9 protein-coding genes are annotated in these 12,872 nt (G+C 58.5%); 5 read left to right on the top strand and 4 right to left on the bottom strand.

The genetic code is table 11. The annotated features are described in order from the left end of the window. Window positions 1–16 precede the first annotated feature (16 nt). The 3 genes from QEH57_RS23155 (at window position 17) to QEH57_RS23145 (ending at window position 5,575) form a co-directional block, all read left to right on the top strand. On the top strand, window positions 17–1,354 hold the full coding sequence (locus QEH57_RS23155) for a sulfatase-like hydrolase/transferase (protein ID WP_309009180.1): 1,338 nt from the start codon (window positions 17–19) through the stop codon (window positions 1,352–1,354). A 334-nt stretch (window positions 1,355–1,688) separates the two neighbouring features. Further along, window positions 1,689–4,106: a DUF1549 domain-containing protein gene (locus QEH57_RS23150; RefSeq protein WP_309009179.1), complete on the top strand. Its 2,418-nt coding sequence runs from the start codon at window positions 1,689–1,691 to the stop codon at window positions 4,104–4,106. Window positions 4,107–4,126: 20 nt separating this feature from the next. Then, a complete protein-coding gene (locus tag QEH57_RS23145; RefSeq protein WP_309009178.1) occupies window positions 4,127–5,575 on the top strand; it encodes a DUF1501 domain-containing protein in 1,449 nt (482 codons plus the stop codon). Window positions 5,576–5,825: 250 nt separating this feature from the next. On the opposite strand, the gene QEH57_RS23140 is transcribed toward QEH57_RS23145, so the two are convergent. Together QEH57_RS23140 and QEH57_RS23135 are read right to left on the bottom strand one after the other, a co-directional pair. Continuing rightward, complete coding sequence (locus QEH57_RS23140; RefSeq protein ID WP_309009177.1) at window positions 5,826–6,620, bottom strand: TIM barrel protein; 795 nt, start codon at window positions 6,618–6,620, stop codon at window positions 5,826–5,828. Window positions 6,621–6,644: 24 nt separating this feature from the next. Continuing rightward, window positions 6,645–7,649: a hydroxyacid dehydrogenase gene (locus QEH57_RS23135; RefSeq protein WP_309009176.1), complete on the bottom strand. Its 1,005-nt coding sequence runs from the start codon at window positions 7,647–7,649 to the stop codon at window positions 6,645–6,647. 372 nt (window positions 7,650–8,021) lie between these two features. Between QEH57_RS23135 and QEH57_RS23130 the strand changes: the two genes are divergently transcribed. Continuing rightward, window positions 8,022–8,381 (top strand): hypothetical protein, encoded by a 360-nt coding sequence (locus tag QEH57_RS23130; RefSeq protein ID WP_309009175.1) that lies wholly within the window; start codon window positions 8,022–8,024, stop codon window positions 8,379–8,381. A gap of 192 nt (window positions 8,382–8,573) precedes the next feature. Continuing rightward, window positions 8,574–9,902: a mechanosensitive ion channel family protein gene (locus tag QEH57_RS23125; RefSeq protein WP_309009174.1), complete on the top strand. Its 1,329-nt coding sequence runs from the start codon at window positions 8,574–8,576 to the stop codon at window positions 9,900–9,902. 765 nt (window positions 9,903–10,667) lie between these two features. Here the strand turns inward: QEH57_RS23125 and QEH57_RS23120 are convergent. Both QEH57_RS23120 and QEH57_RS23115 read right to left on the bottom strand, forming a co-directional pair. Next, window positions 10,668–11,723 carry an integron integrase gene (locus tag QEH57_RS23120; protein WP_343224835.1) on the bottom strand — a complete coding sequence of 352 codons (1,056 nt, stop codon included), beginning with the start codon at window positions 11,721–11,723 and terminating at the stop codon, window positions 10,668–10,670. A 36-nt stretch (window positions 11,724–11,759) separates the two neighbouring features. Next, window positions 11,760–12,155 carry a hypothetical protein gene (locus QEH57_RS23115; protein WP_309009173.1) on the bottom strand — a complete coding sequence of 132 codons (396 nt, stop codon included), beginning with the start codon at window positions 12,153–12,155 and terminating at the stop codon, window positions 11,760–11,762. Window positions 12,156–12,872: the final 717 nt, after the last annotated feature.

Here is a 12,872-nt window from a genome sequence, read left to right as displayed (position 1 = left end):
CAACCCTTTATAACCTATGAAAAAGAATCCTTATATCCTACTCATCCTTTCTCTGCTGGGCAGCCTGCTTCCCAGCCTGCACGCCGCACAGCCGCCAGCGGCCAATTCATCCCAGCCAAACGTGGTCCTCCTCATCAGCGACGACCAAACCTGGGACGACTACGGCTTCATGGGGCACCCCCACGTCGCGACGCCCCACCTCGACAAACTCGCCAGCGAATCCTTGTTGTACGAACGTGGATACGTTTCCGCCCCCCTCTGCCGCCCCTCCCTAGCGAGCCTCGTAACTGGCCTGCACCCCCACCAACACAACATTCGCGGCAATGACCCCATCCTTCCCGGTAACGTACACCGAATCCACGCGCCCGAACTCTTCGTCGAGTGGAGACCCAAGATGTCCGCCCCCATCGAAAAACTTCCCTCCATGGTCAAGGAACTGGAAGCCCACGGCTACCTCACCCTGCAAACCGGAAAATGGTGGGAAGGCGACCCTCTCGAGCACGGCTTCACCGACGCCATGACTCACGGCATCACCGAAAAACGCGGACGTCACGGCGACGTCGGATTGGAAATCGGCCGCACCACCCAACAGCCCTACTACGACTTCGTCGACAAAGCCATCGAGCAAGACAAACCCTTCTTCGTCTGGTACGGCATCTTCCTGCCCCACACTCCGCACAACGCCCGCGAAGAGCTGTATTTGAAATACAAGGACGTCGCCTCCAGCGAATCCGAAGCCCGCTACTGGGCCAACATCGAGTGGTTCGACGAAGCCTGCGGTGAAGTGATCGATTACCTCGAAACCAAAGGAATCGCCGACAACACCATCATAATCTACACCTGCGACAACGGCTGGGTATCCAATCCAGAGCAACCCGGCCGCTCCATTCGCTCGAAACGCGAGCCCTTCGAAGACGGCATCCGCACTCCCATCATGATCCGCCATACCGGCAAAGTCGCTCCCGCCCGCAATCAAACCACCCTCGCCAGCAACATCGACATCGCCCCCACCATCCTGCAAGCCTGCGGCATCGAAGTCCCCGCCATCATGGCAGGCCTCGACCTACGCCAGCCCGAGTTGCTCGACCAACGCAACCAAATCGTCGTCGAAGACTACGCCCACGACATCGAGCTATCGAAGCTCGACGACCTCAACAGCAATTTAGAATCACGCGTCCTCATCGAAGGCTGGGATAAAATCATAGCCTGGCCCGATCGCACTGAACTCTACAACCTGAAGAGCGACCCCGACGACCTCCACGACCTCGCCGGAACCCATCCCGAAAAGGCCACCGAGCTTTCCCGGAAGCTGAGCGACTGGCTGCGAACCACTCCTAAACCGCACCTCAACTAATCTTGTTGTCCTCCTAAGATGCCCAATCTTACCGGAGGCTTCGTTACCCCCGGACAGCTACCGCAAGGTAGCTGTCCTCCCTTTTCCAATACACCACAACCACTGCAAGATCCCGTAGCGCGGAGCTTTCCCCGTCCGCAGACTTGTCCGCAGAAGCTTCAGCGAAGGCGGAAGCCTTGGCGAAGGCGGAAGCCCGCGACCCCATCGCAAGATCCCCCCAATAGCTCCATCAAACCCCATCTGCGAACATCTGCGCAATCTGCGGGCCCAAAAAAACCACAACCCAATCCATCCCCAGCCCCATCCCCATCCCCATCCCCCTCGAACCATAAAGATGAAAGCCCTCACCTACTTTCTATCCATCAGCCATTTGCTACCAGCCCTGGCTACTGCCCAGGCCGAGCGGAACGTAGACTTTTTCCACGACGTCGTGCCCATCCTGAAACAGCACTGCTACGAATGCCATGGAGGCAGCAAATCCAAAGGAGGCTTCTCCATCAACACCCTCGACAAGATCCTCGAAGACGACTCAGCCGTTCCGGGCGACGCCGACCAATCCTACTTCATCGAGCTCCTCGAAGATCCGGACCCCGACTACCGCATGCCCTATGACGGCAACCCTCCCGTCCCGCCTGAGGAAATCGAAATCCTCAAGCGTTGGGTCAACCAAGGCATGCCTTGGGACCCCAGCTTCAGCTTCGCGGAGCCTCGATACGAACCGCCCCTGCATCCCCGCCACCCCGAGCTTCCGCGTGCTCTGGGCACCCGCGACCACCCTATCGACCGCATCGTCGACGCCTACCTCGCCAACAAAGAAATCCCCCTCCCCGAGCCGCTCAACGACGAGGCCTTCCTGCGACGCGTCTCGCTCGACATAACCGGACTCCTACCCTCTCCGCAAGAAACCAGGCAATTCCTAGCGGATCGCTCGCCCCACAAGCGCGATCGCCTCATCGACAACCTCCTGTCGCGAAATGTCGAATACACCGAGCACTGGCTCACTTTCTGGAACGACTTGCTGAGAAACGACTACGCCGGCACCGGTTTCATCACCGGCGGACGCAAGCAAATCAGCGGCTGGCTCTACGATTCACTCAAACACAACGCCCCCTTCGACCGCATGGTACGCGAGCTCATCGCTCCCCCCAGCAAGGAAAGTTCCGGCTTCATCGACGGAATCGAATGGCGCGGCACCGTCAGCGTCGCCCAAAGCCTCCCTGTCCAGTTCTCCCAAAACGTCTCCCAATCTTTTCTCGGCATCAACATGAAGTGCGCCTCCTGCCACGACAGCTTCGTTGATCGCTGGACCCTCGCCGAAGCCTACGGGCTGGCAGCCATCTACTCCGAGGACCCGCTGGAGCTCTACCGCTGCGACAAGCCAACTGGCGACCAAGCAGTCGCCGCCTGGCCCTTTCCGGAAATCGGACAAATCGATCCCGAGGCCCCCAAAGAGCAGCGCCTCCAGCAGCTCGCAGAGCTCTTCGTCCACCCGGATAACGGACGCGTCACCCGCACCATCGTAAACCGCCTCTGGGCCCAACTAATGGGACGCGGCATCGTGCACCCGCTCGACGCCATGGAAACCGAACCCTGGAACGCCAACCTGCTCGATTGGCTAGCCGTCGATTTCCAGAAAAATGGATACAACATCAAACGTACCCTAAAGCTCATCGCCTCCTCGCAAGCCTACCAAAGCCAGTCCAGCGCAAGCAGCCAATCTGACAGCAACGCTAAATACACCTACCACGGCCCCCTCCCCAAACGCCTAACGGCTGAACAGTTCGTGGACGCCGTCTGGAAGTTCACCGACTCCGCTCCCATCGGCTTCGATGCGCCCGTCTATCGTAGCGATCGGGCCGACGACCAGGACAGCCGATTCTCCGTAACCAGTTCTTGGATATGGCTCAGCGATCCACCCGAGCCCAATCAGGAAATTTGGGCTCGCCGCGAATTCAACATTTCGAAGCCAGTCGCCTTTGCCGGGATCGTCACCGCAGCGGGAGACGCATTCGCCGTCTACCTCAACGGCCAACTGATCCAACAAGGCAGCGGCGCCAATGACCTGCAAGCCGGTTCCCTCGGCCCGAAACTGCTAGCGGGCAAAAACGAGATTCGCATCCGAGCCGCGAACTTCGGACGAAACCGATCCGAGGCCGCCCTCTTCTGCGCCCTCTGGCTCGACTACGAAGACGGAAAAAGCCAGCTCATCCTAAGCGACGAGAACTGGCAGGTCGCCCCGCACCCTCCTCAGCTGGAAGGCCACGCCAACCGCTCCCCGAAGGCCCTCCCCTGGCGCAATGCCCAGCCAGTCGCGCACGAAAAATGGGAAAAGATCGCAAACCGCCGCGTCAACTCCCTCCTCGCCATCCAGTACGCCGGCAGCGACCGCCCCCCACGCGCGTCCCTCCTCAAAACCGATTCCCTCATGCGCTCCCTCGGCCGCCCCAACAGAGACCAGATCGTGACCTCCCGCCCGAACGAACTGACCACCCTCGAAGCGGTCGACCTCTCCACCAGCCAACAATTGATCGACTACCTCCAACGCGGAGCCGATAAAGTTATCCAAAATCCGGATACACAAAACACCGCCCAGATAATCGACGAAATCTACCTCGGACTGCTAACCCGCTACCCCACCCGCCAAGAAAGACGCCTGCTCAAGGATGCTCTAGGACGTCGCCCAACCCCAGCCGCCGTGACCGACCTTCTCTGGGCCATCACTGCCACTCCCGAGTTTTTCATAATCCGTTAGACCTCCCAGCCCCACAGACCATGAGCTTTTCCATCGACCCCCACGCGCCCGAACCCATCGTCCGACGCGATTTCCTCAAAAAGCTAGCCCTCGCCTCCTCCGCAGCCTGGATGGCTGGCGCCCCACAGATCGTCCGCGGCAGCGGATTCAAGCATCCCGCAGCCAAAGCCGACGCCTGCATCCTCCTCTGGATGGCAGGCGGTATGGCCGCCCCCGAAACCTTCGACCCCAAACGCTACGCCCCCTACTCCCAAGGCATGCCGGTCGATACCGTCCTCAGTACCTTTCCCTCCATCGACACAGCCGTCGACAACATCAAGATCAGTTCCGGACTCAAGCGCATCGCCAGCATCATGGATCGCGGCACCCTGATACGCTCCGCCGTCCAGCCCGACCTCGGCAGCATCCTCCACTCCCGCCACCAGTACCACTGGCACACCGGTTACGTACCACCGCAAACCGTGGCCTGCCCCCACCTCGGCTCCTGGATCGCTCGGGTACTCGGCCCCCGCAACGACATCATGCCCCCCTTCATAAATATCGGGCAGCGCCTCGAAGGCATCGGCGAACAAGAAGAACTCAAAGCCTTCACTACCGCAGGATTCTTCGGCAGCGAATACGGTCCCATGAATCTCCCCTTCCCCGAACAAGCGGCCCAATCCGTCCGCCCGCCCGAAGGAATGACCGGAGCGCGCTTCGCCAACCGCAACCGCCTTTTCCGCCAGCTCGTAGACAAGAATCCAAATCGTGAATACGCCAGCGACTACCAGCAAGAGTCACTCCTGCGATCCATGGACAACGCCTACCGACTCCTCAGCTCCAAAGAACGCGAAGCCTTCGATATCGAACGAGAGCCCCAAGAAGTCCGCGACGCCTACGATACCGGACGATTCGGACGCGGCTGCCTCCTTGCCCGCCGCCTCGTCGAAAACGGAGCTCGCTTCGTAGAAGTCACCACCGAGTACGTGCCCTTTCTCCATTGGGATACCCATGCCGCCGGCCACAGCACCACCGATCGCATGCACAAAGAGATCGACCGACCCATCGCCCAACTCATCCTCGACCTCGAAGAACGCGGACTCCTGGATCGTACCCTCGTCATCGTCGCCTCCGAGTTTAGCCGAGATGCCATCATGGAAGGAAAGCCCGGTTCCAACGCCAACGACCAAGCCGCCCACAAAGGCGACTTCATTACGGAAGAAAAACACTACGGCCTGCACCGCCACTTCACCGGAGGTTCCAGCGTTGCCCTCTTCGGAGGCGGAGTCAAAAAAGGCTACCTCTACGGGAAGACCGCCGACGAGCGCCCACTCGTAGCCATCGAGAACCCCGTATCCGTGACGGACCTACACGCAACCATCATGACCGCCATGGGCATCAGTCCCAAAACCGAGTTTTCCGTAGAAGGCCGCCCCTTCTACGTTACCGAAGACGGAAAAGGCACCCCCGTAACCGACATCTTCGCCTAAATCCCCACCCCTCAAAAAGCGCAAGCTCCCGCAGCGCGGAGCTTTCCCCGTCCGCAGACTTGTCCGCAGAAGCTTCAGCGAAGGCGGAAGCCTTGGCGAAGGCGGAAGCCCGCGACCCCATTGCAAGATCCCGTAGCGCGGAGCTTTAGCCCGCGACCGTATTGCAAGATCCCCTACAAGCTCCATCAAACCCAATCTGCGCAAATCTGCGTAAATCTGCGGGCCACACACACCGCCCCAATCATCCACCTCAATCCAGACTCAAAACCGAACGCAGCACCCCCAGATCCTCTTCCAACTGAGGAAGCGTATCTCCCCTCACGAACTCGATCATCGCGTAACGATCCCGCGGATACGCCTGGATCGCCGAGAAATACACATCCCAACGCTCCCGCCCCTCCACGAGCGGGCGCCGCTCCACGCTCGAGCCATCCTCCTGCAACAACCAGTGGAAAACATGCACGTTCGAGAGCCGCTCCCCCAAGGCATGGATGTCAGCGACATTCTCCTCCACGCCGATCCCATGGCGAGGCTGCCAGTAAGAAAACAAGTTGTCCCTCGAAACAGCCCCCAACAAGTCAAGCGTACTCGCGACCGTATCCGTCAGCGTATTACGGTGAAACTCAAGGTGCACCGACATCCCCAAGGCTGCCGCCTGATCGCAGAAGGCAGCAAGACACCCAGCCACCTCTTTGCGGTACTCCGCGGAAGCCTTATCGCTAGCCAAGCGCCCGGCCCACACGCGGATCGCGTCCACTCCCAAAGCCGCCGCCGTATCGAGCGCTACGTCGCCACCCAGGTTAAAGCGGAACGGACCGCCCCCTTGCCCCTGCTCGTCGCACTGGTAGTAGGAACCGTAGCTCGTGCAAACGATGCCCGCTTGCTCGCAAAGCTCCTTGGCAGCCGCAGCCGCCTCCAAGTCGCCCGGCGGTACATGAACATCTCCCGCCCACTCAACGGCGCCTACCTTGTTGTCAGTTAATATGGATACAACCTCCTCGCGGGAAAACTCGCGCAAGGTAACGGTGTTGATAGCGATCTTCATCTCGGATCCAAGCTCTAGTTCCAGCTAGGCCATGCGGGCCAAATCGCTTTCCACCACTTGGTAGAGCAAATCCTCGCCAGCTAGGTAGCGCTTGCACTCGTCGATCGCAGTCTGGCCCAGGCGGCGACATTCCCGCCCCAGCGACCCCGCGATGTGAGGCGTCACATGGATATTATCCACCTTGAAGATCTCGTCTCCATCGGCAGGAGGCTCCGGGTCCGTCACGTCGACCAAAGCCGTCAAGTCCGGACGCTCCCGCATCGCTTCGATCATCTCAGCCTGGTTCACCACCGCTCCGCGAGCCGTATTGATGAACGTCGCCCGGTGACGCATCTTGCGAATGTGCTCGCCGCGAATCATGCCCCGTGTCGACGGCAACAGCGGCGTATGCAGCGATATCACGTCGCTGCGCTCGAAGATTTCGTCCAGGCTAACCACCTCGCCGCCCCACTCCTCAGCTTGGGCCTGCGACATGCTCGTGCTGTAGATCAAGGGCTTGACCTTAAAAGGCTTCAAAAGCTCCAGCGTCTTGAACCCGATCGCACCCAGCGACACTAGGCCAACCGTCGCGTCGTAGCAGCCCGGGATCTCCGTCGTCTCCCGCTGCCAGCTCTGCTTCTCCCGCAGAGTACGCAGGTAAGTCCACCCCAGCTTCAGCGAGAGAATGATAGCCGCCACGCAGTACTCGGCCACCGGCACCGCATTGGCCTGGTGGGCGTTCGTTAAAACGATGCCACGCTCCCAAAGCTCGTCCGAGACATAAGGCTTCACCGTGCCGGCGCTGAAAAAGACCCCCTTCAAGTTAGGGGCGCTCTCCAGAAACGCCGTGTTCAACTCAGGCATGCCCCAACCACCAAAAAGGTATTCGACTTCAGCCATCCGTTCAGGGTTAGCAGCGACATCCTCCTTGGACAAAGGCGGGCAGACCAATTCGCTGATTTCTTCGATCTGAGAAAGCTGTTCCGGACCATAAACGCTTGAGAGGCGAAGCGGGTCCATAATCACGATAGACTTGGGGAGTTTTGACATAAAAAACAATTCAGTTGAGTCCCTCAAGACCAGCGCCTTCCAAATTCCCCCACAACCGAATCCAACTGTATGAAATACAAAACCAACTCCCCTCCCCACATTCCCCAACCATCCCCCCCAAAAAAACAATCTGCGCACATCCGCGTAAATCTGCGCCCCCCCAAAAGCACAATCCAAAATCCCCACCTCACCCAAACGCCTCCTTGCTCATCAGAGCAATCCTCTCCCTGCCAACATTCCCAAGAAACCGAAAAACATCCGCGTAAATCTGCGGGCCAAAAAAACACGATTTCCCGCATCAAATCCAACGCCCAGTGCAATTGACATCAGCCCCCCGTTCGTCATTGCAGGTTCCGTCATCCACTCCGTCGTTTGAAAACTATCTGGCATATATTCGTCGCGCTGTTCCTAGCCGTTTCCACTCCCATCGGAACGCTCAGCGCGACCCTGCCCATCCACGACGAAAGTGAGCAGCCAACCCTAACCACTCTCCACAACCAACACAGCTTGGCCGTAGGGCGATGCGAGACAGGTTCGCCCTTGCGCCTCCCTATCCACAAGGACCCCGTTCAGGCGAAACTCGTTTTCGCCACGGACGAAGACCAAGCGCCTACGGCCCCCACTTCCTTCTTCGTCAGCGTACTGGAGGAAGAAAACGAGATCGTCGAAGGAGTCCTACAAGCGTCCTTCGGGTGCCGCTCCCCGCCTAGAAGCAGCGAGATTTCTCGTTAATCTTGTAGAGCTCGACCGCGGTATGCGCCGCTAGCGGGCCCCGCCACGACTGGCAAGCCCCCAGGGCCAGCCAGGCCTGCCCCTATACGTTCGCGGCCCAAGCCTTCGCCGCGAACACCAAAAGCGGAGCCACCTCAACGCCCCGCGAGCTCACCGCCGCAATTCCCTCGATCCATCAACTCACACTTTTCCATGAATACACAACGGTGGGAACCAATCGCTTCCCTAGAAAACTTCGAAATCATCCGGACTGGCGTCCGCGAATCCTTGCACAATTGGCTGCAAAGCCAATCCCCCGAGTACGCAAGCCTCCTGTACAACGCCATCGCCCTCGCATGGATGGCTATCGTAGCCAGCATCCTCCACCTGCTGCTCCATCGCCTCGCCCTGAAGCTGATCGACCGGGCCAAGGCCCGAAACACGCAGGGCTTGAGCAGGACCCTCTACGCCCGCCGCGTGCTTTCCCGCGCCGCCTTCGCCCTGCAGGGAGCCGTGGCTCACGTACAAGCCCAGCTTTGGCTCTCGCCCGCATCCTTCCTCAGCAAGGCCCTAACCACAGCCCTCCAACTCTGGATGCTGCTGTTCGGCCTGCTTACCTTCTACGCCCTTCTCGACGCCCTGCAGGGCCTCCTCCTTCGCAACGGAAAACGTATCCACTTCCCGCTGCGCGGCATAACCCAAACCCTCAAAATCGCCGCCAGCGTCGTCGCCTCGATCATCGGCATATCCCTGCTCATGGGCGAATCCCCGCTCATCCTGCTCAGCGGCCTCGGTGCCCTTTCCGCCGTGCTCATGCTCGTATTCAAAGACCCGATACTAGGACTCGTCGCCGGAATCCAGCTCTCGGCCAACAACATGCTATCGGTCGGCGATTGGCTCGAAATGCCCAAGTACGGGGCCGACGGCAACGTGATCGACATCGGACTCACCACCGTGAAGGTGCAAAACTGGGACAAGACCATCACCACCATTCCCACCTACGCCCTCATTTCCGACTCCTTCAAGAATTGGCGCGGCATGTCGGACTCCGGCGGACGACGCATCAAGCGCAACATCCATATCAACACCTCCAGCATCGCCTTCCTCGACGAGGACACCCTGCAACGGCTCCGCAAAGCGAAGTTGCTGGCCCCCTATCTCGAAGGAAAGCTCGCCGAACTGGAACAATCGAACTCGCAAGCCGAGCTCGACCTGTCGTCTCCGCTGAACGGACGTCGCCTCACCAACGTCGGAACCTTCCGCGGCTACCTGAAATCCTACCTCAAAAGCCACCCCAGGATTGCCCAGGAAATGCTGATACTGGTGCGGCAGCTCGAATCGTCCAACCAGGGGCTCCCCTTGCAAATCTACGCCTTCACCGCCACCACCAAATGGGGCGAATACGAAGACATCCAATCCGACATCTTCGACCACATCTTCGCGGTGCTCCCCGAGTTCGGCCTTCGTATCCACGAAGCGCCTACCGGACACGACTTACGCACCCTGTCGGCCCCCTTCGCGAGTCCCCTTGCCTACGAATAAACCCCAAGCCCCCTCATCTCACCTCCTCGCCCTCGTCAAAAGGCCGCATCGCCGCCACGCGACGCCTCGCTTTACAAAACAAACATGATGAACCAAATTAAAACCGTCGCTACATCCACGAACCACAAAACGCCTCCTCGCTCATCAGAGCAAAGTAGACGTTCGGGATGAATGGTAGATTGGGTTTGTGTTTTGGGGCCCGCAGATCTTCGCAGATTGGTTTGGAGACTGATGGGGTTTTTGTTCGGAGGAACCGCGTACCGAGAGAGATTAAGGGGGGTGGAACCGCGAATCCGGCCGTCGCTCTTTGAGCTTCCACTTTCGCTAAAGCTACGGCCGACGAAATGGCGGCCCTATAACGAAGGCAGATCCAACTCTTCCCTCCCTACCAACTCCCGCATCGAGTCCTCGCCCTGAGTTCAGCGAAGGGATCCTCGCCCTGAGGCCCGCGAACATTGCCACCGTCGTGCCCTCCAACTTGTCCACCGACTCGTCCGCAGGCATGTCCACAGGCATGTCCGCAGTAGCCTTGGCGAAGGCGGAAGCCTTGGCGAAGGTGGAAGCTTTAGCGAAGGTGGAAGGCCCGCCGAAGGGATTCAGCGAAGCGATGTTAATTCCTCCGCGGCGCAGCATCCCCTCACAGGATCCGTCAAAAATCATCAAAATATCTGCGATTCCTCCCCGTACTCACTCCATCCCCAAACCCAATCTGCGAAAATCTGCGAAGATCTGCGGGCCCCAAAACCCATCCCCCTCATCCCCGCCTCAAAACGCCGCTCCCGCCACCCTCTCGCCACTGTCCAGCGCCAAGTCGTCCATCGGGCTCACCACGTGCAGCCCCGGGCGATTCATCACGTGCGTATAGATCATCGTCGTCTCCACCGACGCATGCCCCATAAGCTCCTGCACCGTACGGATATCATAGTGCTTCTCCAGCAAGTGCGTCGCGAAGCTGTGCCGCAAGGTATGCGGCGTCACCCGCTTAAGGATCCCAGCGTCCCGCGAGGCCTTCTTGACCGCGTCCCGGAGCTTGCGATCGGTCATATGGTGACGCCTCTCCGCCTCCGAGCGCGGATCCACCTGCATGCGCTTGCTCGGGAACAGGTATTGCCAGATCACGTCCTTGCCGGCCTTCGGCCACTTCTTGGCCAAGTTCGGCGGCAGGTAGACGTCCCCGAAGCCCGCCTTGAGGTCCGCCGCGTGCTGCGACCTCACGAACTCCACCTGACGCTTCAGTGCCGGCACAACCGACTTGGCCAAAGGCACCACCCGATCCTTCGCTCCCTTGCCGTCCCTTACCAAGATCGTGCCGTATTCAAAATCCAGATCCTTGAGCCGCAACCTCACGCACTCCATCAAGCGGAGCCCACCGCCGTACAGCAGCTCCGCCGCCAGCCGCGACTCCCCCTCCATCTGCAAGAGCAGCCGCTGCACCTCGTCCACGCTCAGCACCACCGGCAGGTTCTTACGACGCTTTCCCCTCACGAAGTCGGAAAAATCCAAGGCCTCCAGCCCTAAGGTCTTCGTCACCAAGAAGCTAACCGCGTTCAGGGCCTGCCGTTGCGTCGACGCCGAGCTGCACTTGTCAACCGCCAGATAGTCCATAAATCCGACCACCGCACTCTCCACAACCTCTCCCAATCCTCCCAATTCCGGAGCCGCCGTCGATTCATCGGCTACCCCCTTCCACCACTCCGAGAAGCGACGGCACCACTGTTCGTAGGTCTTTTCCGTCCGAATCGAGTGCCCTCGCTTGCGACACTCCGCAACCACCAACTCCCCCCATTTCGAAAAACGCCCGGCTAAGCGATCGTCAAGCAACCACGGGCGAGGCAGAGCTGGAACCTCGGCGCAAATTCATCTTTCACGTTCAACCGTACCGCCTAGGTCGGGACCCGAAAAACCAGCGGCCCTCGGAGCAGGACAAGCCGAGGCTCCTTTCGACTCCGCATTGCCTCCTCCTTCGCCAAATCGGGCTACGTTAGCGAACCAGCCAAGCGCCTCGCTTGCTTGCTCTACCTTCCACTCCTCCACTTCCCACTTATCCTCGATGAATCGGCAAAACGACTTCACCGCTCCCATCGAAGGCGTTTTTTCCGGCAAGATCCCCTTGTTCCTGCGCTCAAGGTATACCAGAAACTTCTTAATCCAGTAAGCCGTCCATTTGCGGCTGGGCGGTGGAGATTGAATCGACTTCCAGGCAGCGCGAGCTCGCGCTACCCAAACCGGAGCGTCAGGGGCGGATTCCTTCATGATACAAGCAAGATTGGGGTTAAGCCTAGAGGGGGTATCCTAGGCACATAACAGATACAAGAACTCGTATTTTCACTTACTTTTGACTTGTGTCAACCCCTCGCTCCAACAAGCTCCCAACAAGCGTCTACGTCCAAATAACCATTCCCCGAAAAAAGTGCATATGACCATTTACCGACACATAACCACGCCCATAGCCGGTTATTCTGCGCACTTAACAGTTAAAAACCGCAAATAACATCAGAAGTGTTATGTGTACCAAAACTACATAGAATACTACTGATATGTGAAGAAAACGAATGATCAGGCTGAGACGTATAAATCTGGATACAAAAGAGAACAACCGAAGACTTCGACGATCTACTTGAGCAACTATCCGACCTTATCAATAATCTACTTCTGAGAAGAAAGCACCCTACCCAACTTCGAAACAGGAAGCCCCAAAGACTCCGACCTAAATAAAAATAAAGAAATTAGGATCTAACCGACGAACAAAAAGATGATCTTCTAAGCATTCAAAAGATCGATTTGTCGAAAAGGTTACCCCAAGATGAAACCCAAAAGATCAACACATATCCAGGCGGTGCAGACAACTCGCGCAAGCGCTCGCGTCTGACCTTGTCGTTAGCCACTTCTGAAGAATATATAATATCATAGAGAATTTTTGAATCGAAGGAGGCAGCATCCTCAAACGACGGAACAGATTATTTGACCTAG

This window comes from Pelagicoccus sp. SDUM812005 (genome assembly GCF_031127875.1).
Taxonomy (GTDB): Bacteria; Verrucomicrobiota; Verrucomicrobiia; order Opitutales; family Opitutaceae; genus Pelagicoccus.
The sequence above is the reverse complement of the archived record's forward strand: the minus strand, read 5'-3'. Positions and strand labels throughout refer to the sequence as shown.